We start from the raw sequence: 21197 nt of genomic DNA on the forward strand, positions 1-21197 counted from the left end.
GACTCCAAGCTACTGGTTGAACAAAGCGATCAGGGCATCCGAGCCCCGCGCAAGAAGGCCAAGGTCCGAACCGACGGCAACCATGGTGAAGCCTTCGGCAAGGTAGCGGTCGGCATCGGCCCTCGCCGGCGCCAGGATGCCGCTTGCCTTGCCTGCCGCCGTTGCGGCCTGGCGCACGGACGAGATTGCCTCCTGGACATGTGCCGCGCCGGGATTGCCCATCGCGCCCATATTGGTGGAAAGATCGCCGGGACCGACGAAGAGAACGTCGACGCCGTCGACCGCCGCGATCTCGGCGGCATTCGCCACGCCCAATTCATCCTCGATCTGCACGGCGAGAAGCTGCTGCTCACGCGCCTTGGCGTGGTAGCCGGCGATGCGGCCGAAGGCGTTGGCGCGGTGACCGACCGAGAAGCCGCGAAATCCGCCGGGCGCATAAGTCATGGCCGCGACGATGGCGCGGGCCTGATCGGCGGTCCGTACATTCGGGATCATCAGGCTGCGTGCGCCGATATCCAGCGCCTGCTTGATCAGATTGGGATCGTCGGAGGGCAGCCTGACGACAGCCTCGCTGTCGAAGCCGCCCATCACCTGAAGCTGCGCCATAATGCTGCGCAGATGGTTGGGGCTGTGCTCGCCGTCGATCAGCACCCAATCGGCTCCGGAGCCGGCGACGATCTCCGTGGTGAGCGCCGAAGCCAGCGAGCACCAGATGCCGATGTGAGCCTGGCCAGCCGCTGTGGCAGCTTTCAGCGTGTTGAGGCGTTCTTGCATCTTGCGATCATCTCCAATCATCTGGATTGAAATTTGTATGATGTCCTATATCATATGGCTACAAAACGCTGCAAGATACGATGTACGGACTTTCGAATGGGAGCTGGAGAATGAGGATCGGGTTCATCGGGCTTGGCGTCATGGGGGCACCGATGGCGCGCCACCTGGCCGATGCCGGGCATGAGATCGTCACCGTTCTCAATCGCTCCCCTCTACCGCAGGGCCTGACCGCATCGGTCGTCGCGTCCGCCGCCGAAGTGGCACGGCGGTCCGAGATCATCGTCACCATGCTGCCCGACACGCCTGACGTCGAACGCGTCCTGTTGGGCGAGGACGGGGTCCTGGAAGGACTGTCAGCCGGCAAGCTTGTCGTCGACATGAGCTCGATCAGCCCCATCGCCACGGCGGCGTTCGCGGCGAAACTGCGAGAGAAGGGAGCCGGCTACCTCGACGCCCCGGTCTCGGGCGGCGAGGTCGGCGCCAAGGCGGAAAGCCTCACCATCATGGTCGGCGGCCCGGCCGCCGAGTTCGAGCGGGCGCTGCCGATCTTTGATACACTCGGCAAGAACGTCACTTTGATCGGTGAGCAGAATGGCGCCGGGCAGACCTGCAAGATCGCCAACCAGATCATCGTCGCGCTCAACATCGAGGCCGTGGCCGAAGCGCTTGTCTTCGCCAGCAAGGCCGGGTGCGACCCGGCGAAGGTGCGCGGCGCCCTGATGGGTGGCTTCGCCGCTTCCCGCGTCCTGGAAGTGCATGGCCAGCGCATGATCGACCGGACCTTCGCCCCAGGCTTCCGCATCAAGCTCCACCAGAAGGATCTCAACCTGGCGCTTGACAGTGCCCGCGTCCTTGGCGTGGCGCTGCCGAACACCGCCATGGCGCAGCAACTGATGAATGCCTGTTCGGGCCATCCAGGTGGCGCCGAGGCCGATCACTCGTCTCTCGTCCGGGCGCTGGAGATCCTCAGCGGCCACGAACTGTCAAAAGAAAAGGAGTAAAACCGATGCGCGGAACCGGCAAGGCCGAGATCTTCGTGATGCTGGCCCATCCCGTGGCCCATGCCAAGAGCCCCGGCATATTCAACGAGATCTTCGAGCAGAAGGGCCTCGACAGCCTCATGGTGCCCTTGAGCTGCCGCCCGGAGGATTTCGAGACCTTCTGGGCCGGCATCACGGCAGCCGAGAATATCAGGGGCGTGATCATTTCGGTGCCGTACAAGGTTGCGGTCTACCACAAATGCTCCGCCGCGCATGACCGCGCCGCGCGGGTTGAAAGCGCCAACTCGGTGCGACGGCTGCCGGATGGCAGCTGGTATGCCGACAATTTCGACGGCGTCGGCTTCATCGATGCGCTCAAGGCAAACGGACATCAGATCGCCGGCCGCCGCATTCTTCAAGTAGGTGCCGGTGGCGCCGGTGCCTCGCTAGCCTATTGTCTCGCGGAAGCCGGCGCCGACGAAATCCGCCTTACCGACATCGATACGGCGCGTGCCGGGAAACTGGCGGCGCTGGTTGGCCGCGCGTTCCCGAAATGCCGCATCCAGGTCGGAGAGGCCGAGCCTTCCGGCATGCATATGGCGATCAACGCCACACCTGTCGGCATGCATGCCGGCGATCCGCTGCCGCTTGACGTCAGCCGGCTGACCCCGGATATGACGGTCGTGGACATTATCATGGAGCCTGCGGAAACCGCTCTGCTGCGGGCGGCCAAGGGGGTCGGCTGCCGCGTTCAACCGGGACGCCCGATGATGGATTTCCAGGTCCGGGCGATGTCCGAATTCTTCGACATCGAAGGCAAGGACCGCGGCCATGGCTGAGACACCGACTGCCGTCGTCATCGGCGGCACGTCCGGCATCGGACGCGCTATCGCGCAGCGCTTCGCCGAAGACGGTTATCATGTGGTCGTCTCCGGCCGGGATGCGACGAGGGGCAATGAGGCGGCCGGCTCCTGCCAGGCGGCAGGCGCGCCGCGTGCGCTGTTTGTCCAGACAGATGTCGCAGATAGCGGCTCAGTCGAGGCTCTGGCACGGATTGTCAGCGACGGGTTCGGCACGCCTCACGTCGTCGTCAACTGCGCCGGCATCTTGCAGAGCGGCAAGTACGTCCTTGATCAGGATCTGGACGAGGACGAGAAGATGTGGCGGGTGAATTATCGCGGCACGCTGTTGGGGTGCCAGGTGTTTGGCCGGCTGATGTCGGCCGCCCGGCGAGGCGCGATCCTGAATGTCGGCTCGCTCGCCTCTTTCGCGCCGCTGTCGCTGCCGGCCTACACGCCGGGAAAGCATGCGGTCCTGGCCCTGACCCAGATCCTCGCCGCCGAACTCGGCCCGCATGGCGTTCGCGTCAATGCGGTCGCGCCCGGCTATACACTTTCCGATGGTTTGAAGACCAAGATCGCCAAGGGTGAACGCAACCCCGAAGCCATACAGGCCACCACGGCACTGCGACGCTTCGTCGAGCCGCGCGATGTCGCCGAGGCGGCATTGTTCCTCTGCTCGGAGCGCGCCGCTTCGATTACCGGCGTCACCTTGCCGGTCGACGCCGGCTGGCTGGTTCAGGCGCCTTACGCACAATATCTGCAGGGAAATCCCATCCGGCAAACGCCGGCTATCTGACAAGGATAATCCAGTGAGCAATATCCGGCCAGTGAGCGACATCCAGCGCTTCGACTTCGATACCCGCATCCACCACGGCGTCATCCATAACGGCACGCTCTACCTCACCGGCCAGGTCGCGAGGCCCGGCCAGTCCGCGGCCGACCAGATGCGCGAGGTGCTCGGCAAGATCGATGCGCTGCTTGGCAAGGCGGGCACGGACAAGACCCGCATCCTTCATGTGCAGATGTGGCTGGACGACATCAGGGATTTCGACGAAGTCAACGCGGTGTGGGACGCCTGGATGCCCGGGGAGCACGCACCGGCGCGCTCATCGGGCGAAGGACGGATGGCGAAGCCCGGAATGCTGGTCGAACTGATCGTCACCGCGGCGGTTTGAATGGTCCTGCCGGTTCGGGCATCATCCCGAATCTGGCGAGAGGGAGACTGATGACGAAGCGCAAGCCGCTTTCCACCGTCGTGGCGGAGAGCCTGTCCGAGAAGATCCGTTCCGGACAGCTGCTGCCCGGCGCGCAATTGCCGACAGAGGCGGAGCTTTGCGCCGAGTACGATGTCAGCCGCACGGTGGTGCGGGAAGCTGTGGCGCGACTACGTTCCGAAGGCCTGGTGGTGCCGCAGCAGGGGCGCGGCATGTTCGTCAGCGAGACGCCGGCGCCGCGCAACTTCTCGATACCGGACGAAGCGCTCAGGACCTTGCCGGAAACCATTGCGCTGCTCGAGCTGAGGTTGAGCGTCGAGGTGGAGTCGGCGGGATTGTGCGCGGAACGGCGCACCGATGCGGAAGCCAGCGTGATCCGCACCTTGATGGAACAGGTCGACGCCCAGCAGGCCGATCCCGCCGTCGTCCAGATCCACTACGACTATGATTTCCACCTGGCGATCGCCAAGGCGGCACGAAATGAATTCATCCACGGTTTCCTAAGCTATCTCGGGCCGATGATCGTGCCGCGCTTCCATCTCGGCTATCTGGTCACGCCCGAACTCAAGGATAGCTACTACGCGCGCATACACAGCGAACATAAGACAATCGTCGACGCCATCGAAAGGCAGGATGGCCGCGCCGCCCGCCGGGCCATGCGCAAGCACCTGCACAACAGCCTCGGGCGGGTGCGCGCCCTGGCCCGAGCCTCTGGCGTGGAGGCAATCGAAGCCGAGCAGAAGGCGGCGGCGGCCTCACTTTTCACCGACATGAAAAGGCCTGTCTCGACAGGCGGATGAGGCCTCGCGAATTCGATCGCATCGGCGCGCCTGGGCCGAAAATTAGACATCCGTTGCGAAAGCCGTGTTTTTTGTTCCGTCACCGGCTGCGCGGGTTTCCCAAGGGCTGAAGGCGCCAGCTTGCCAGCGTTTCCCTAGGTTTTCGGCTGCTGCGGTTATACGAGCACCCCAAGGAGGTTTGGAGGCGTTCGAAATTTTCGAAAGTTTATCTTTCCTTTTTGCTGGTTTTCTTGGTTTCGCGGCATCGGCCCGGGCCGCAAACTGAAAACAGACAATCAGGAAAGTCCACGTGACGACAGCCTTCATCACCGGTGCGACGAGCGGCATAGGGCGGGCCATAGCGATCGCGCTGAGCGACGCCGGCTACGACGTCTATGCGGTCGGGCGCAGCCAGGCCGCGCTCAAGGAGCTGCAGGCACAGCGGTCCGGCATCGTGCCGATTGCCGTCGACGTCACCGACCGCGAGGCCCTGGAAGCGGCCCTGGCGGATCTCACCATCGACGTGCTGATCAACAATGCCGGGGTCATGCCGCCGCTCGGCAACTTCGCCGATATGAAGATCGCTGACATCGACACCACGCTCGAGGTGAACCTCAGCGCGGCAATCCTGCTCACGCGCCTCGTCGTCCCGCAAATGCGCGAGCGGCAGTCCGGGCATATATTGTTCACCGGCTCCACAGCGGGCCACGCGGCATACTCCAACATTGCCGTCTATTCAGCGACCAAGGCGGCGATATCAGGCTTTGCAGCAGCGCTGCGCGCCGACCTCTCCCCATCAGGCGTACGCGTCACCGAGATCGTTGCCGGCCGTGTCGAGACGCAGCTCTACCAGGACATCCTCGACGCCGACGCGCGCGCAGCCATGTACGCCAGCAAAGTGGTGCAACCGGATGACGTGGCCAGGATGGTCGTCGCTGTGCTTGGGCTCCCCGCATGGGCCGACGTTACCCGTTTCGACATCATGCCGACTTGGCCAACCTCGCCAAGCGGTACCAAGTAAGGAAAACCGGGATGAAAGATCTTTCCGTTCTGATCGTTGGCGGTGGTGCCGGCCTCGGTGCCCTCTTAGCCGAGATGGCTGTCGAGGCCGGGGCGGCAAAGATCGGCATCATCGACATCAACCAGGAAGCCGCCGAGTCTGCGCTGGCGACCGCGAAGGCCAGCGGACTGCCTACCGCGACCGCCCTTTGCGACATCCAGGTAGGCCCACAGTGCCACGCCGCATTCGAGGCGATCGTTTCGAAACTCGGGCGCGTCGACACGCTGATCAATTGTGCCGCGATCTACCCTCGCCGCCCGCTCCTCGAAATCACCGACGCCGACTGGGATGCCTCCAACGGCATCAACATCAAGGGCACCTACCACATGATGGTGGCGGCGGTTCGCCACATGCAATCGCAGGAGCCGAAGAGCCACGTCCGCGGGCGGATCGTGAACCTGACCTCGGTCGACGCCTTCAAGGCGCATCCGCAGAACGCTCATTATGCGGCGACCAAGGCCGCCGTCGTCAGCCTTACCCGATCCTTTGCCCATCACGTGGCGAAGGACGGCATTCTGGTGAATTCGGTGGCGCCGGCCGGCATGGCGACGGAGAAGGCAAAAGCGCTCGGCTTCCTGGAGGAACTGGCCAAGGCGAGCCCGCTCGGCCGCGGTGCCGAGCCAAAGGAAATTGCCGAATGGGTGCTGATGACGGGCAGCCCCAAGAACACTTACATGACCGGTGAAAACGTAATTGTTTCAGGTGGTTACATATACGCCTGAGCCTCTTTCGCCGCAGGCGACTGAACTCTGGCAGTGCATGACCGAGGCAGTGCATGACCGACCGGCCACAAGCAGGGAAAGGAACGGAATTTTCGATGACCGGCAAGCTGCGCCTTCCCTCGCTGAATGCTCTGCGCGTGTTCCACGCGGTCGCGCAGCACAAGAGCTTTCGGCAGGCGGCGGATGAATTGCTGGTCACGCCGCAGGCCGTCGGACAGCAGATCAAGCTTCTGGAGGATACGCTCCAGGTAACGCTGTTCGAGCGTAAGGGCCGGTCGATCGAACTGACCGAGTCGGCCATTCTTCTGTCGCACTATGTCAAAGCCGGCTTCAACGAGTTTGCCGAAGGCGTTCGCCGCGTCACCAAGTCGAACTATCGGGACCGCATCAACCTGAATGCAAGCCCATACTTCGCCACGCACTATCTCCTGCCGCGGCTTTCGTTGTTCCGGGAAATCTTGCCGGGCGCGGATCTGCGCCTGACGACGATGGTCGACCTGCCCGATTTCGGGCGCGACGATATCGATATGACGGTCCAGTGGGGCTACGGCAACTGGTCCGACTATGAAACCACGTTGCTGGTGCCGGACCCGAAGATCATCTGCTGCACGCCGGCGATCGGCGAAAGGATCAAGTCGGCGCATGATCTGACACAGTTCACGTTGCTCGACACCGTCAAGTCGAAGCGTCTGTGGCCGGACATATTGCGCCACCTTGGCGTGGAACTGACGGATGGCGACCGCAGCATCAGCTTCGACGACGCCGCGACCATGCGCCGGGCGACCTTGCAAGGCATAGGTGTGGGCTTGGTTTCCGTCATCGACGCCGAGGAAGATTTCCGAGCGGGCACGCTGGTCGCGCCGATCGGCCGCGACGCCATTGCCGATATGAAGCCAGAGGAAGTCCCGGGCTTCTATCTTGTCGTCCCGCGCGGACATCTGCGTGTGAAGGCGGTCGCCGCACTTCACCGATGGCTGGCTCAGCAGGACTGGCGCGGCGACCTCACGATTTCCTCGTTACCGAAACCGGCCCCGCTTTCCGACTAGAAGCGGCTTCGAGACCGAGGCCTGAAAGACGCTTTTCGGGCCTCCAACAACAAGAAACCAAACAACCTCAACAGTGGAGACGGAACATGAAAATGATGAAATGGGGGGCTTCGGCCCTGGCCCTTGGCCTCGTGCATTTTGCGGCGCCGGCGGAAGCCGCCGGCGGCAAGACGCTCGAAACCGTCAAGGCACGCGGCATGCTGAACTGCACCGGCCATGACGGCTCCTATCTCGGCTTCGCCGAGGTGGACGACAAGGGCAACTGGAAGGGCATGGACATCGACCTCTGCAAGGCGGTAGCCGCGGCCGTGTTCGGCGACCCGGCGAAGCTGAAGGTCGTTCCGATCAGCTGGGCCCAGCGCTGGCCGGCCTTGCAGTCCGGCGATGTCGACATCATCATCAAGGCCTCGGGCGGCACGCTCAGCCGCGACACCGAACTTGGGCTGCAGTTCTCCATGTCCTACTATCTCGGGACCACCAAGGTGATGGCGCACAAGGAGCTGAACCTCAAGTCGCTCAAGGATGCCGCAGGCGGCACGATCTGCATTCCCGCCGGCACCTCGCAGGAACAGCAGGTCGCTGCCTATACGGCCAAGCTCGGCATCAAGCTCGAACCGGTGCTCATCGAGAAGACCGAGGAGCTCGAGCAGGCCTATTTCTCGGGACGCTGCGATCTTTATGCGCAGTGGGGTCCGACACTGGCCATTGCGCGCATCGCCAAGAGCAAGGTCGACGACCACGTCATTCTGCCCGACGTGCTCGCCGTCGAGCCTGAAGTCATGATCATGCGGCAAGGCGACGACAACTGGGTCGACATCGCCAACTGGACGCTGAGCACGCTGATCTTTGCCGAGCAGGAAGGTATTACCTCGAAGAACGTCGACGAGATAAAGGCCAAGCCGACCTCACCGCAGGTCGCCAAATTCCTCGGCGTCACGCCAGGCATGGGCAAAGGTCTCGGGCTCTCCGACGACTGGGCCTACAAGGTGATCAAGAACGTCGGCAACTACGGCGAAATCTTCGATCGCGATCTCGGCAAGGACTCGCCCTACAAGATGGATCGCGAACTGACCAATTTGTGGAACAATGGCGGTGTCCTGTTCCCGCTGGCTGTCGATTGATCCGTTCTGAACGCATCTCGCTCCAGGTCCCGCCCGGCTCCCACCGGGCGGGACCGCGCGGCAATTCGGGAAGGATTTCTGAATGGTCAGCCTGCTGAGAAATCAAAAAGTCCGCAACGCACTGTTGCAGGTCCTGTATGTCGGCTCGATCGCCGCGATGGTGCTTGCCGGCATTGCGATCGCCAGACAGAACCTGGCGGCGCAGGGGATCACCTCCGGATTCGACTTCCTGTTCAAGTCCACGGGCTGGGACCTGAACTTCTCGCTGCTGCCCGCCACGGCGAACGATCCTTATTGGTGGTACTTCCTCATCGGGATCATCAATACGCTGTTTCTGGGAACCGTCGGCCTGACGCTGGCGACGATCGTGGGAACGATCGTCGGCCTGGCGCGAACATCCTCGAACGAATTGGCCCGGCTGCTCGGCCGCACCTATGTGGACATCTTCCGAAACATCCCGCTGATCCTCCAGGTTTTTTTCTGGTATGCCGTCATCACCCATCTGCCGACGCCGCGCGCCGCGCATGAGGGATGGGGCTTTCTCCTCACCAGCCGGGGGCTTTACATTCCGTTCCCCAATGTCAGCAGCGCCGCGCTCGCTGCGGCGACATTGGCTGTGATTGCCGCCATCGCGCTGCCGATCTGGCTGGGCAGGACATCGCGCCTCAGCCTGCCGGTCGGCCAGCGTGGCGGCATCCAGCTTGCCTGCGCGGCGGCGGCACTTGCCTGCGCGGCCGTCGTTCTGGTGGCCGGCCGCCTGGCCGACTTGCCGCTGCTCGATTTCCCGGCGCTGCAAGGTCTCAATCTGAGAGGCGGCCTGCGCATTCCGCCGGAATTTGCGACACTGGCCATCGCGATCGCCATCTATGGCGGCTCCTACATCGCCGAGATCGTGCGCGGCGGGTTCAAGGCTGTCGGCAAGGGCCAGGTCGAGGCGGCTCTTTCCCTGGGCCTCGGCCCGTGGCGGGTCTTCATGCTGGTGCGGCTGCCGCTGGCACTACGCGCCATGCTGCCAATCCTCGCCAACCAGTATGTCTGGCTGATGAAGGCGACCACAATGGGCATCGCGGTGGGCTTCACGGATTTCTTCATGATCGTGGCGCTGACGATCAACCATTCCGGCCAGACAATCGAAGCGATCGGCATCCTGATGGCTGGCTTCCTCGCCATCAACCTCAGCCTCGCCGCCATCTTCAACCGCATCAACAAAGCAATCGCCCTCAAGGGCAACCAGTTGAGGGGGTGAGGGATGGAAATGGTCGTTGTCGCCCCTCCTGCCCTTGGAAAGATCGAGGATCTGAGGCGGCGCTTCTTTGCGACACCCCTGCAGGCATTGCTGTCGCTGGCTTCCCTGGCGATCATGGTCTTCCTGGTCTGGAAGCTCCTGAATTGGGCGGTTTTCTCGGCCGTCTTCACGACGAGCGGCGGACCCGAAGCCTGTCAGGCGGCGGCGGGAGCCTGCTGGTCGGTCATTGCCGCGCGATGGCGCATCATCCTGTTCGGCCTCTATCCCTATGACGAGCAGTGGCGGTCGGCCCTGGCTTGCCTGACCGTCCTGGTCATGACGGTGCTAAGTTGCATTCCGGCCTTCTGGACGGGTCGCCGCATCGCACTCGTATGGGGAGCCGGAACGGCGCTTTTCTACGTGCTGATGAAGGGCGGCGTGCTTGGTCTGCCCTATGTCGGCGAGGAGGCCTGGGGCGGACTGGCGCTGACCCTGTTCATCTTCGTGACCACCTGCCTGATCGGCTTCCCGCTGGCGATCTGCCTGGCGCTGCTGCGCCGCTCCGGCCTGCCATGGATTTCCCGCACCACCGGCCTCATCATCGACGGGGTGCGTTCATTGCCTCTGATCTCGATCCTGTTCACCTTCGCCATCGTGCTGCCGTTCGCACTGCCGCAATGGCTGGTGGGCGACAAGCTGTACCGGGTGATCCTGGGCTCGGCCCTGTTTTTTTCCGCCTACCAGGCGGAGATCGTCAGAGGTGGGATGCAGGGCGTTCCCAGTGGGCAAGAAGAGGCAGCCATGGCGCTTGGCATGCGCTACTGGCAGCGCGTCGGCCGCATTCTTCTACCGCAGGCCATGCGCAATGCGCTGCCGGCGACGATCAACCAGTTCGTGATCTCGTTCAAGGAAACCTCGCTGGTGATCATCGTCGGCTTCTTCGAGATCCTGGCCTCCGGCAATGCCGCCTACGGCACCGGCGAGTGGCGCTTCGCCTATGTCGAGGTCTATGCCTTCATCGCCTTCATCTACTTCATCTTCGTGTTCAGCCTGTCCCGCTATGGCGCTTTTCTCGAGCGCCGTATGTCGGTCGGCGAACGATAGGGGGCGTTTACGTGATTTCAGGAAACTCGCCCCGATCCAGCGGCCCCGCGGTGCTGATCGAAAATCTCGACAAATATTACGGGACATTCCAGGCGCTGCGAAAGGTGAGCTTGTCCGTGGATCGCGGCGAGAGGATCGTCGTCTGCGGCCCGTCCGGCTCCGGCAAGTCCACCATGATCCGCTGCATCAACCGTCTGGAGCAGCACAATGGCGGCCGGATCACCGTGCTCGGCACCGAGCTCAACGACGATGTCGGCAACATCGACGGGATCAGGCGGGAAGTCGGCATGGTGTTCCAGCACTTCAACCTGTTTCCACACATGACGGTGCTGGAGAACTGCATGCTCGCGCCCATGATCGTGCGCAAGGTGCCGCGCGCGGATGCCGAGGCGACCGCCCGGCGCTATCTGGAGAAGGTACGCATTCCTGAACAGGCGATGAAGTATCCCGGTCAGTTGTCCGGCGGCCAGCAACAGCGGGTCGCGATAGCGCGTGCCCTTTGCATGCAGCCCGAGATCATGCTGTTCGATGAGCCGACCTCTGCGCTCGACCCGGAAATGATCGCGGAAGTGCTCGACGTCATAGTCACGCTCGCCTCCGAAGGCATGACAATGATCTGCGTCACGCATGAGATGGGTTTTGCGCGCCGGGTTGCCGACCGGGTAATTTTCATGGATGGAGGCGAGATCGTCGAACAGGCGCCTCCCGATGAATTCTTCACCTTTTCCCGCAACGAGCGCACGCGGCAGTTCCTGTCGCAAGTGCTTGGTCACTGATCGATGCAACGATCCCGCGTCAGGCCGCAGCCATGTTCCGTGACTGATCCCGTCACCCTCTTGCGCGAGATGCTCGGACCGAAAGGCTGGCTTTCGGGCAGCGATGCCAGGCCCTATCAGCGCGATTGGCTCGATCGCTACGGCGTCGCGGCTCTGGGCGTGGCCAGGCCTGCGGACACCTCCGAAGTGGCCAGTGTCGTAAAGGCATGCCACGCGGCCGGACTGGCGGTCGTGCCGCAAGGCGGCAACACCGGGCTTTGCGGCGGCGCCGTCGCCGACCGGCCGGATGCGGTGATCGTTTCGCTTTCGCGCATGACGGCGATCGGCAAACCGGACTTGGACAGCGGCTCGATCCTCATCGAGGCGGGGGCCGTGCTTGCCGCGCTGCACGAGGCGCTGGAACCGCACGGCCTGATGTTTCCGATGCATCTCGGCGCGGAAGGCAGCGCCAGGATCGGCGGCCTGGTCGGCACCAATGCCGGCGGCAGCCAGGCATTCCGGTATGGCATGATGCAAGACCTCGTGCTTGGCCTGGAGGTCGTGACCCCTGACGGGGCGATATGGAACGGGCTGCGCGCGGTGCAGAAGGACAATGCCGGCTACCAGTTGCGCAAGCTCTATTGCGGCGCGGAAGGAACGCTTGGCATCGTGACGCGCGCGATCCTGCGGCTCTACCCGATGCCGCGGCGGCAGGCGAGCGCGCTTGTCGTCATGCCCGATTTCGCTGCCGCGGTTTCGTTCGGCACCTTTCTGCGGGGCGAGGCGGGGGAATTCCTGACCGGCCTCGAGTTCTTCTCCGACATCGGGCTGGGACTGGCCCTCAAACACCTGCCCGACCTAGGCTACCAGTTGGAGGCGCGCGGCGAGGTCTATGTGCTGGTCGAACTGGCATCGGCCGCCCCCCGCGTTCCACTCGACGAGATACTGGCTTCGGCGCTGGAGTGGGGGATGGAGCAAGGCCTGGTGCTGGACGGAGCATTGGCGGCGACGGGCGCGCATCGCGCACAATTCTGGCGGCTGCGAGAGGAGCAGCCGGAAGGACAGAGGCTGGAAGGCGAGCAGCTGAAGCACGACATCTCGGTGCCTCCGGGCGCTATCGCCCGTTTCGTCGAGGCCGGCGCAGAGATCTGCGACGACATTCTTGCCGGCGTGCGGATAAACCCGTTCGGGCATCTCGGCGACGGCAACATCCACTACAATCTGTCGCCGCCGGAAGGCCGCGCCGGCTTTGACGGCAAGGCCGAGCGGTTCGCCGAGGCGCTATCGTCGCTCGCCACGGAAATGGGCGGCAGTTTCGCGGCCGAGCATGGACTTGGCCGCGCCAAGGTCGCCACGGCCGACCGAAACCGCAGTCCGTTGGAGCGCGAACTCATGGCGCGGCTCAAGGATGCATTCGATCCACGGGGAACGATGAATCCGGGCGTGCTGGTGCACGCTGTTCGGCAAAGAAAAACTTTCGAATAGACGGCATTTCTTGATTTCGCCCCGAACCGCCTGCGTGCACCTATGAACCGAAGGCAGGCTCGATCGACCTGCCGCCAAAGTGAGGATGTCGAAGCATGATCCGCAATGGCGGCCGCCTTCTCGTCGAGTGCCTGATCGGGCTTGGCGCGACCAGGAGCTTCGGCGTGCCCGGAGAAAGTTATCTGGCCGTCCTGGACGCGCTGCACGACACGCAGGGAAAGCTGGACTACACGCTTTGCCGCAATGAAGGCGGCGCGGCGTTCATGGCCTCGGCCTACGGCAAGCTTACCGGCTCGCCAGGCATCTGTTTCGTGACGCGCGGCCCAGGCGCCACCAACGCCAGCATCGGCGTTCACACGGCCATGCAGGACAGTTCGCCGATGATCCTGTTCGTCGGCCAGGTCGGCACCGACATGAAGGGCCGCGAAGCGTTTCAGGAAATCGACTGCCGGGCGGTGTTCGGCACGGTCGCCAAATGGGCGGTCGAGATCGATGATGTCGCGCGCCTGCCCGAGATTGTGGCGCGGGCATGGACGACCGCATTGACCGGACGACCTGGTCCCGTCGTGGTCGCGCTGCCCGAGGACATGCTGACCACCATGACCGAAGCGGCTCCGCTCAGCGCACCGGTGGCCATTTTCGAGCCGGCGCCGGCGCCGGAAGCGATCGCTTCGGCCTTCAGGCTGCTGGCCAAGGCCGAGAGGCCGGTCCTGCTCATGGGCGGCGCCAACTGGACCGTGGACGGACGCGCGGCGCTACAGGCTTTCGCAGAGGTTTCCGACATCCCTGTCGTGGCGGCCTTTCGCTATCAGGACCAGTTCGACAACCATTCGCCGGTCTTTGTCGGCGAGGCCGGCGTCGGCATGGTGGCGCATGTCAAAGCCCTGCTCCGCGACGCCGACGTGATCCTGGCCGTCAATGTGCGTTTCGGCGAGATGACCACGGACGGCTATACGCTGCTGTCCGTGCCGTTGCCGCGCCAGAAACTGATCCATGTCCATGGCTCCGATCGCGAGATCGGCAAGATCTATGTGCCGGCCATCGGTATCCATGCCGGGCCGAACGCTTTTGCCCGGGCGTTGACGCCCGTCAAAGGCGGCTGGGCGGACTGGCGCGCGACGGCCCGCAAAGCCTATGAAGGGACATTCGGCGCGCCCGTCCAGCCCGGCCCGGTGGACATGGTGGAGGTCAGCGCCTGGCTGCGCGAAAACCTGCCTGCCGACGTCATTCTCACCAACGGCGCCGGCAATTTCACCGTCTGGCCGAACAAGTTCTTCAAGTTCGGGCCGGACGCACGGCTGCTCGCCCCGCAGTCTGGCGCCATGGGCTACGGCCTGCCGGCGGCAATTGCCGCCAAGGTTGCGTTTCCAGAACGCACGGTCGTCTGCTTTGCCGGCGACGGCGACTTCCAGATGAATTGCCAGGAACTCGGAACCGCCATGCAGGCTGGCGCGCAGCCGATCGTGCTGATCCTCAACAACGGCATCTACGGCACGATCCGCGCCCATCAGGAGCGCCACTATCCGGCGCGCGTTTCGGCCACGTCGCTCGAAAACCCTGATTTCGTGACACTGGCAAAGGCCTATGGCTTCCATGCCGAGCGGGTCGAGGCGACGCGCGATTTCGCGGCGGCGTTCGATCGGGCGCTCGGATCCGTGACGGGAGCGGTCCTCGACATCGCCATATCTCCCGAAGCGCTGACGCCCCGACAGACCCTTTCCCAGATGCGTGACGCCGCGCTCGCTTCCCAGAAGGCCAAGGCATGACCTCCAAAGACGACATCCGTCTCGGCGCGGACATCGGCGGCACGTTCACCGACGTCGCGCTCGACCTCAGGGGAACGATCTTCTCCACCAAGGTGTTGACCAATTATGCGGCGCCCGAGCAGGCGATCCTGGACGGCATTGCCGTCGTCACGCGCGATGCCGGTATCGCGCTTGCCGAGATCGGCATCATCATCCACGGCACGACACTGGCGACGAATGCGCTCATCGAACGCCGTGGCGCCAAGACCGCGCTGGTCACCACCGAGGGGTTCCGCGATGTCATCGAGATGCGCACGGAAAACCGCTTCGAGCAGTATGACCTCGACCTGCAGCTGCCGGCGCCGCTAATCCCGCGCGAGCACCGTTTCACGGTAAAGGGCCGGATCGGCGCGGAAGGCCAGGAGCTTCAGCCGCTCGACGAAGCCGCCCTGGAAGGCATTGCCGACCGGATCGCGGCCGGCGGCTTCGGCTCCGTGGCGATCGGCTTTATCCACGCCTACACCAACCCTGATCATGAGCGCCGGGCACGCGCTATCCTGTCCCGCAAGCTTGCCATCCCGATTTCGATCAGCGCCGAAGTCTCGCCGCAGATGCGCGAGTTCGAACGCTTCAACACGGTCTGCGCCAACGCCTATGTGCGGCCGCAGATGGCGGACTATCTCGCGCGTTTCCAGACCCGCTTGAAGGAGATGGGCGCCGAGTGCCCGGTCTTCATGATCCATTCGGGCGGCGGTCTGATCTCGGTGGAGACGGCCTCGGAATTTCCCGTGCGCCTCGTCGAGTCCGGCCCGGCCGGCGGCGCCATCTTCGCCGCCGACATCGCCAGGCGATTCGGCCTGGAAAAGGTCGTCTCCTATGACATGGGCGGCACCACTGCAAAGATCTGCCTGATCGAGGATTATGCGCCACGCACCGCCAGAACCTTCGAAGTGGCGCGTACCTATCGCTTCTGCAAAGGTTCCGGCATGCCGATCTCCATTCCCGTGATCGAGATGATCGAGATCGGCGCCGGCGGCGGCTCGATCGCCTGGGTCGACGCCATGGGCCGCATCCAGACCGGTCCCGAAAGTGCCGGATCGGAACCTGGCCCGGCCTGCTACGGCCGCGGCGGCAGGCGCCCGGCCATCACAGATGCCGACCTGGTGCTCGGCAAGCTCGATCCCGACAATTTCGCCGGCGGCGCCATCAGGCTGGACACGTCCGCATCCGAACAGGCGATCCTGCGCGATGTCGGCGAACGCCTGTCGCTCGATGCCATGGCGACGGCCTTCGGCATCTGCGAGGTGGTGGACGAGAACATGGCCAATGCCGCCCGCGTCCATGCCGTCGAAAACGGCAAAAACATTTCCGACAACGTGATGATCGCCTTCGGTGGCGCGGCCCCGCTTCACGCCGCGAGGCTTTGCGAGAAACTCGGTATCGACCAGTGCATCGTCCCCAAGGGCGCGGGCGTCGGATCGGCGATCGGCTTCCTCAAGGCTCCGTTCGGCTACGAAGCCCTGGCATCCCGGCTGACGCGGCTGTCGCAGTTCAAGCCGGCCGAGGCCAATGCTTTGCTCGACGACCTCAAAGTGTCAGCCGAAAGCTTCGTGCGGGCAGGGGCCAACGGTACGATCACATGCGAAATCACCGCCTTCATGCGCTACGCCGGCCAGGGCTGGGAAATCCCCGTGCCGCTGCCGGACAAGCCGTTCGGCAACGATGCCGCAACCACGCTCGAGGATTTGTTCCAGGCGAATTACCAACGCTTCTTCGGCCGCGCCATCGAAGGACTTGGCGGCCTGGAAATCGAGATCGTCACCTGGTCCGTGAAGGCGACGGATGTCCGGCCTGCTGTCGCCAGGCACGAGCTGATCACCGGCAAGCGGACCACTCAGCCGGCAACAAGCCGCGCGGTGTTCGATCCGGCCAGCGGTGCGCCACGGACCTATGGCATCGTCGAACGGGAGGGGCTGTGCACCGGCGATCGGGTGGCGGGCCCGGTCATCATCGTCGAACGCGAGACGTCCACCGTCGTCACCACGAGCTTCGACGCCGTCATCCAGAGCGACGGCGCAATCCTTCTGATCCGCAAAGGCAGCCAGGCATGAGCGACATCAGTGAAATCCGCATGCAGGTTATGTGGAACCGGTTGATCTCGGTGGTCGAGGAGCAGGCCCTCACCTTGCTGCGCACGGCTTTCTCGACATCGGTGCGCGAATCCGGCGACCTGTCGGCGGGCGTGTTCGATCCCCGCGGCCAGATGCTGGCACAGGCGGTGACGGGAACGCCCGGCCATGTCAACACCATGGCCGAGGCGGTGCTGCATTTCATGAATGAAATCCCGCGCGAAACCATGTTCGAGGGCGACACCTACGTCACCAATGACCCCTGGTTGGGCACGGGCCACCTGCACGACATCACCATGGTGTCGCCGTCGTTCCTGAACGGCGAATTGGTTGCGTTCTTCGCCTGCACTGCGCATGTGGTCGATGTCGGTGGGCGCGGCTTCGGCGCTGACGGCAAGTCGGTCTACGAGGAAGGTATCCAGATCCCGATCATGAAGTTCGCGGAGAAGGGCAAGGTCAATTTCGATCTCGTCAGGATCCTGCGCGCCAACGTCCGCGAGCCGAACCAGGTCGTCGGCGATTTCTATTCGCTCGCCGCCTGCAACGAAGTCGGCCACCGACGCCTCGTCGACATGATGAAGGAGATCGGCCTGGCATCGCTGGACGGGCTTGGCGAGTTCATCTTCTCGCGCACCCGCGACGCCATGGTCGAACGCATCAAGGCGATGCCCAAAGGCAGCTGGTCGAACGCGCTGGTGACCGACGGCTACGACAAGCCGGTGAAGCTCGCGGCGACCGTCACGGTTCGGGACGCCGGCGTCGAGGTCGATTTCACCGGTACCGACCCGATGAGCCGATGGGGCATCAACTGCCCGATCATCTACAGCAAGGCCTATGCCTGCTACGCGTTGAAATGCGTGGTGGCGCCCGATATTCCTAACAATGCCGCGTCGCTCGCCTTCTTCACCGTGTCGTCTCCGGTCAACATCCTGAACGCCGTGCGGCCGGCGCCGGTGGCGCTCAGGCACATCTTCGGCCACATGGTTCCCGATCTGGTGCTCGGCGCGATCGCCAAGGCGATGCCCGGCAAGATTCTTGCCGAGGGCGCCGGCGCACTGTGGAACATCCATATCTCGGTTCGGCCGGTCTCCGGCGGTTCGGGCCGCCGCGCCGAGGTGCTGATGTTCAATTCCGGCGGCATGGGCGCGCGCCCCGGCCTCGACGGATTGTCGGCGACGGCCTTCCCCTCCGGCGTCCATACGATGCCGATCGAGGCAACGGAGCACACCGGCCCGATCGTCATCTGGCGCAAGGAGCTGCGGCCCGATTCCGGCGGCGACGGCGAGTTCCGCGGCGGGCTCGGGCAGGTTATCGAAATCGAGGCGATCGAGGGCCATGAATTCGACTTTTCGGCCATGTTCGACCGCGTCAATCATCCCGCCCACGGGCGCAACGGCGGCGGGCCTGGAGTGGCCGGCGTGGTCAGGCTGGACGATGGCACGCAGATGCGACCCAAAGGTTGGCAGCATGTTCCGGCCGGCCGTCGGCTGATCCTCCAATTGCCGGGCGGCGGCGGCTATGGCGATCCGTCCAAGCGCAGCACCGAGGCGCGGGCGAACGACCGCTCCAAGGAATACATTTCGGAGAACGGCAAATGAGCTACATTGCCTCGCGCCTGTCTGCGGTGAAGCCTTCGGCGTCCATGGCTGCTTCGCAAGCAGCCAAGGCCCTGCGCGCCAAGGGCGTCGACGTGATCGATCTTGGCTTGGGCGAGCCGGATTTCCCGACACCGAGCCACATCATCGAAGCGGCGCATTTCGCCGCGAAGGCCGGCCAGACGCTATACACGGGTGCCGCCGGCACGGCCGAGGTGCGCGAAGCCGTGGCCGGCAAGTTCCGCCGCGAAAACGGACTGGACTACACGGCGGACGACGTCGTCGTGGCCAATGGCGCCAAGCAGATCATCTTCAACGCGCTGATGGCGACGCTGGAGTCTGGTGACGAAGCGATCCTGCCGGCGCCCTACTTCGTCTCCTATCCCGAGATGGTGAAGCTGCTCGGCGGCACGCCTGTCGTTATCGAGTGCCCGGAAACTTCGGGCTTCCGGCTGACGCCGGAGCTGCTCGAAAAAGCCATCACGCCAAGGACGAAATGGCTGTTCCTCAACATGCCCGGCAACCCCTCCGGCGCCATATATTCGCAATCGGACCTGCGGGCACTCGGAGCGGTTTTGGCAAGGCATCCGCAGGTGCTGGTGCTTTCCGACGAGATTTACGAGCACATCCTGTTCGACGGACGCGACTTCGTCTCCTTCGGCAAGGCTTGCCCGGAACTCAGGGACCGCACCCTGATCGTCAACGGCGTCTCCAAATCCTATGCGATGACCGGGTGGCGTGTCGGCTATGCCGCCGGGCCGGCGCCGCTCACCAGGGCGATGGCGACCATCCAGAGCCAGTCCTGCACGTCCGTCTGCTCGATCGCGCAAGCGGCGACGGTGGCCGCGCTCAACGGCCCCCAGGACGAGGTGGCACGCTTTCGGCAGGCGTTCGAGGCGCGCCGCGATCTCGTCGTCGACGGCATCAGGCGAATCAACGGTCTTACGCTTTCGCCACCGGAAGGCGCCTTCTATGCCTATATCGGCTGCGCCAGCCTGATCGGCCGCAGGACCCCAAAAGGCGTCGTGCTCGATGACGACACGGCAGTGGCGAATTATCTCCTGAACGAAGGGCGCGTGGCCTCGGTGCCGGGCGCCGCCTATGGACTTTCACCCTATTTCCGCATCTCGACCGCGACCGGCGAAGAGGTGCTGACCGAAGCGATCGCGCGCATCAACGCCGCCGTCGCGCAAGTGGAGTAGATCATGCCGCATTACGAACGCATCCTGATCACCGGCGCAGCCGGCCGCCTCGGTTCGGAACTGCGAAAGGGGCTGGTGCCGCTGGCAAAAACGATCCGCCTGGCAGGCCGCGAACCGTTCGGCGATCTTGCTCTACACGAGGAAGAAGCGGTCTTCGACCTCGCTGATATGGAGGCGACGATTGCCGCCACCAAGGATTGCGACGCGATCGTGCATTTCGGCGGCGCACCACTCGAATGCGAATGGCAAACCATCCTGGACTCCAGCATCCGCGGCTCCTATCACATCTACGAGGGCGCCCGGAAACACGGCGTGAAACGAGTCATCTATGCCTCCTCCGTACATGCCGTCGGCTATCACGAGGTCGAGGCGCATATCGGCGTCGACGTGCCGGTCCGTCCCGACAGCCTCTATGGCGTGTCGAAGAACTTCGTCGAGAGCCTGAGCCGGCTTTACTGGGACAAGTTCGGCATCGAGACGGCGTGCCTGCGCATCTTTTCATCCTTCCCCGAACCGGCGGACCGTCGCATGCTGTGGTCATACCTCTCCTTCGCCGACTGTGTGCGTCTGGTCGAGGCAGCTCTCACCGCGCCGCGCGTCGGCCATACGATCTCCTTCGGCCTTTCCGACAACAAGGTGAAAACGGTCGACAACAGCGGCGCCAACCATCTGGGGTTTTCTCCGCAGGATAGTGCCGAGCCGTTCCGCGCAGCGGTCGAGGCGAAGACGCAGATTCCGGATCCCAAGGCGCCATCGGTGAAGTATCTGGGCGGGTGGTTCTGCGAGCTTGGCCATCCGGACGACAAGCGGGCGTAGCTATCGAAATACCATCCGCTAGATGGCGCAGACCGGAAGCCGAGATGCGGCAGGCGATGGATTCACGCATGGTGGCGGAGATCGAGCAGGTTGTCGGCGGTCGTCATCGGTTTTGGGATTCTCACCTGATCTGGTAGTGGGATCCAAATCACAGGAGATGGCATGCCGAACGATGTAATCGTGCGCGACAGCAATGGCGCTCAATTGAATGACGGCGATTCCGTCACGCTGATCAAAGACCTCAAAGTCAAAGGCACTTCGGAGACGATCAAGCGCGGCACGTTGGTGAAGGCCATCCGGCTGAACGGCAATCCCGGCGAGATCGAATGCAACACCAAGCAAGTGAAAGGCCTGGTGCTCAAGACCGAGTTCGTGAAGAAGGCGTAAGCCTCAAGGCGGCAAGCGATCTCGATGGTTCCTTCGGGATTTTGGAAAGCCTGCCGTCGCCAAGCGGGCTGCGGAGCCGTTGAGCGTCCGGCACCCGACAGTTGCGCTGTAAAATTGATGATTTCGCCGACCAGGCACAAAAAACCGCCAAGACCTAAGTCTGGAACCTCCTGCCGCTCCGCGCGTTTCACGGCGTCCCGTTCGCGGACCCGCCCG

At 63.7% G+C, this 21197-nt stretch carries 20 protein-coding genes; 19 read left to right on the forward strand and 1 reads right to left on the reverse strand.

Annotated features, from left to right (window positions below; translation table 11 throughout):
- Positions 1 to 9 precede the first annotated feature (9 nt).
- Positions 10 to 774: an HpcH/HpaI aldolase family protein gene (locus NKH97_RS09705; RefSeq protein WP_128303178.1), complete on the reverse strand. Its 765-nt coding sequence runs from the start codon at positions 772 to 774 to the stop codon at positions 10 to 12.
- 110 nt (positions 775 to 884) lie between these two features.
- Here NKH97_RS09705 and NKH97_RS09710 point away from each other — a divergent pair, with 110 nt between their 5' ends.
- The 19 genes from NKH97_RS09710 (at position 885) to NKH97_RS09800 (ending at position 20981) form a co-directional block, all read left to right on the forward strand.
- Positions 885 to 1775 carry a 2-hydroxy-3-oxopropionate reductase gene (locus NKH97_RS09710; RefSeq protein ID WP_352796365.1) on the forward strand — a complete coding sequence of 297 codons (891 nt, stop codon included), beginning with the start codon at positions 885 to 887 and terminating at the stop codon, positions 1773 to 1775.
- A 5-nt stretch (positions 1776 to 1780) separates the two neighbouring features.
- A complete protein-coding gene (locus tag NKH97_RS09715; protein WP_127290682.1) occupies positions 1781 to 2593 on the forward strand; it encodes a shikimate dehydrogenase family protein in 813 nt (270 codons plus the stop codon).
- Positions 2586 to 3392 carry an SDR family NAD(P)-dependent oxidoreductase gene (locus tag NKH97_RS09720; protein WP_128303177.1) on the forward strand — a complete coding sequence of 269 codons (807 nt, stop codon included), beginning with the start codon at positions 2586 to 2588 and terminating at the stop codon, positions 3390 to 3392. Before NKH97_RS09715 ends, NKH97_RS09720 begins: the two co-directional genes overlap by 8 nt.
- Before the next feature lie 31 nt (positions 3393 to 3423).
- The gene (locus NKH97_RS09725) at positions 3424 to 3771 is read left to right on the forward strand and encodes a RidA family protein (RefSeq protein ID WP_023810158.1); all 348 of its coding nucleotides are present in this window, start codon (positions 3424 to 3426) and stop codon (positions 3769 to 3771) included.
- 50 nt (positions 3772 to 3821) lie between these two features.
- Positions 3822 to 4610 carry a FadR/GntR family transcriptional regulator gene (locus NKH97_RS09730; protein WP_352796369.1) on the forward strand — a complete coding sequence of 263 codons (789 nt, stop codon included), beginning with the start codon at positions 3822 to 3824 and terminating at the stop codon, positions 4608 to 4610.
- 289 nt (positions 4611 to 4899) lie between these two features.
- Positions 4900 to 5610: an SDR family oxidoreductase gene (locus NKH97_RS09735; protein WP_352796371.1), complete on the forward strand. Its 711-nt coding sequence runs from the start codon at positions 4900 to 4902 to the stop codon at positions 5608 to 5610.
- 11 nt (positions 5611 to 5621) lie between these two features.
- Positions 5622 to 6371: an SDR family NAD(P)-dependent oxidoreductase gene (locus NKH97_RS09740; protein WP_127271850.1), complete on the forward strand. Its 750-nt coding sequence runs from the start codon at positions 5622 to 5624 to the stop codon at positions 6369 to 6371.
- A gap of 95 nt (positions 6372 to 6466) precedes the next feature.
- Positions 6467 to 7417 carry a LysR substrate-binding domain-containing protein gene (locus tag NKH97_RS09745; protein WP_023810154.1) on the forward strand — a complete coding sequence of 317 codons (951 nt, stop codon included), beginning with the start codon at positions 6467 to 6469 and terminating at the stop codon, positions 7415 to 7417.
- A gap of 86 nt (positions 7418 to 7503) precedes the next feature.
- A complete protein-coding gene (locus tag NKH97_RS09750; protein ID WP_352610254.1) occupies positions 7504 to 8538 on the forward strand; it encodes an amino acid ABC transporter substrate-binding protein in 1035 nt (344 codons plus the stop codon).
- A gap of 82 nt (positions 8539 to 8620) precedes the next feature.
- A complete protein-coding gene (locus NKH97_RS09755; protein WP_023810152.1) occupies positions 8621 to 9784 on the forward strand; it encodes an ABC transporter permease subunit in 1164 nt (387 codons plus the stop codon).
- A gap of 3 nt (positions 9785 to 9787) precedes the next feature.
- Positions 9788 to 10867: an amino acid ABC transporter permease gene (locus NKH97_RS09760; protein ID WP_352796376.1), complete on the forward strand. Its 1080-nt coding sequence runs from the start codon at positions 9788 to 9790 to the stop codon at positions 10865 to 10867.
- Positions 10868 to 10878: 11 nt separating this feature from the next.
- Positions 10879 to 11643 carry an amino acid ABC transporter ATP-binding protein gene (locus NKH97_RS09765; RefSeq protein ID WP_352610260.1) on the forward strand — a complete coding sequence of 255 codons (765 nt, stop codon included), beginning with the start codon at positions 10879 to 10881 and terminating at the stop codon, positions 11641 to 11643.
- A 39-nt stretch (positions 11644 to 11682) separates the two neighbouring features.
- A complete protein-coding gene (locus NKH97_RS09770; protein WP_352610263.1) occupies positions 11683 to 13107 on the forward strand; it encodes an FAD-binding oxidoreductase in 1425 nt (474 codons plus the stop codon).
- Between the two features lie 95 nt (positions 13108 to 13202).
- A complete protein-coding gene (locus NKH97_RS09775) occupies positions 13203 to 14873 on the forward strand; it encodes a thiamine pyrophosphate-binding protein (protein ID WP_352610266.1) in 1671 nt (556 codons plus the stop codon).
- Positions 14870 to 16963: a hydantoinase/oxoprolinase family protein gene (locus NKH97_RS09780; protein WP_352796380.1), complete on the forward strand. Its 2094-nt coding sequence runs from the start codon at positions 14870 to 14872 to the stop codon at positions 16961 to 16963. Before NKH97_RS09775 ends, NKH97_RS09780 begins: the two co-directional genes overlap by 4 nt.
- Positions 16960 to 18579 carry a hydantoinase B/oxoprolinase family protein gene (locus NKH97_RS09785; protein ID WP_352440890.1) on the forward strand — a complete coding sequence of 540 codons (1620 nt, stop codon included), beginning with the start codon at positions 16960 to 16962 and terminating at the stop codon, positions 18577 to 18579. The genes NKH97_RS09780 and NKH97_RS09785 overlap by 4 nt, the downstream gene beginning before the upstream one ends.
- On the forward strand, positions 18576 to 19778 hold the full coding sequence (locus NKH97_RS09790; RefSeq protein ID WP_352440891.1) for a pyridoxal phosphate-dependent aminotransferase: 1203 nt from the start codon (positions 18576 to 18578) through the stop codon (positions 19776 to 19778). Before NKH97_RS09785 ends, NKH97_RS09790 begins: the two co-directional genes overlap by 4 nt.
- Positions 19779 to 19781: 3 nt before the next feature.
- Positions 19782 to 20594 (forward strand): NAD-dependent epimerase/dehydratase family protein, encoded by an 813-nt coding sequence (locus NKH97_RS09795; protein WP_352440892.1) that lies wholly within the window; start codon positions 19782 to 19784, stop codon positions 20592 to 20594.
- A 162-nt stretch (positions 20595 to 20756) separates the two neighbouring features.
- Complete coding sequence (locus tag NKH97_RS09800) at positions 20757 to 20981, forward strand: alkylphosphonate utilization protein (protein WP_013529641.1); 225 nt, start codon at positions 20757 to 20759, stop codon at positions 20979 to 20981.
- Positions 20982 to 21197 lie beyond the last annotated feature (216 nt).

It is taken from the genome of Mesorhizobium sp. M0870, from assembly GCF_040319775.1.
Classification (GTDB): Bacteria; Pseudomonadota; Alphaproteobacteria; order Rhizobiales; family Rhizobiaceae; genus Mesorhizobium.

Bases quoted from the DNA above. Each gene is read 5' to 3' on its own strand.
- NKH97_RS09775 (WP_352610266.1), top strand. From the start codon at position 13,203: ATGATCCGCAATGGCGGCCGCCTTCTCGTCGAGTGCCTGATCGGGCTT.
- NKH97_RS09780 (WP_352796380.1), top strand. From the start codon at position 14,870: ATGACCTCCAAAGACGACATCCGTCTCGGCGCGGACATCGGCGGCACG.
- NKH97_RS09750 (WP_352610254.1), top strand. From the start codon at position 7,504: ATGAAAATGATGAAATGGGGGGCTTCGGCCCTGGCCCTTGGCCTCGTG.
- NKH97_RS09760 (WP_352796376.1), top strand. From the start codon at position 9,788: ATGGAAATGGTCGTTGTCGCCCCTCCTGCCCTTGGAAAGATCGAGGAT.
- NKH97_RS09720 (WP_128303177.1), top strand. From the start codon at position 2,586: ATGGCTGAGACACCGACTGCCGTCGTCATCGGCGGCACGTCCGGCATC.
- NKH97_RS09710 (WP_352796365.1), top strand. From the start codon at position 885: ATGAGGATCGGGTTCATCGGGCTTGGCGTCATGGGGGCACCGATGGCG.
- NKH97_RS09705 (WP_128303178.1), bottom strand. From the start codon at position 774: ATGCAAGAACGCCTCAACACGCTGAAAGCTGCCACAGCGGCTGGCCAG.
- NKH97_RS09740 (WP_127271850.1), top strand. From the start codon at position 5,622: ATGAAAGATCTTTCCGTTCTGATCGTTGGCGGTGGTGCCGGCCTCGGT.
- NKH97_RS09730 (WP_352796369.1), top strand. From the start codon at position 3,822: ATGACGAAGCGCAAGCCGCTTTCCACCGTCGTGGCGGAGAGCCTGTCC.
- NKH97_RS09785 (WP_352440890.1), top strand. From the start codon at position 16,960: ATGAGCGACATCAGTGAAATCCGCATGCAGGTTATGTGGAACCGGTTG.
- NKH97_RS09790 (WP_352440891.1), top strand. From the start codon at position 18,576: ATGAGCTACATTGCCTCGCGCCTGTCTGCGGTGAAGCCTTCGGCGTCC.
- NKH97_RS09800 (WP_013529641.1), top strand. From the start codon at position 20,757: ATGCCGAACGATGTAATCGTGCGCGACAGCAATGGCGCTCAATTGAAT.
- NKH97_RS09795 (WP_352440892.1), top strand. From the start codon at position 19,782: ATGCCGCATTACGAACGCATCCTGATCACCGGCGCAGCCGGCCGCCTC.
- NKH97_RS09715 (WP_127290682.1), top strand. From the start codon at position 1,781: ATGCGCGGAACCGGCAAGGCCGAGATCTTCGTGATGCTGGCCCATCCC.
- NKH97_RS09755 (WP_023810152.1), top strand. From the start codon at position 8,621: ATGGTCAGCCTGCTGAGAAATCAAAAAGTCCGCAACGCACTGTTGCAG.
- NKH97_RS09745 (WP_023810154.1), top strand. From the start codon at position 6,467: ATGACCGGCAAGCTGCGCCTTCCCTCGCTGAATGCTCTGCGCGTGTTC.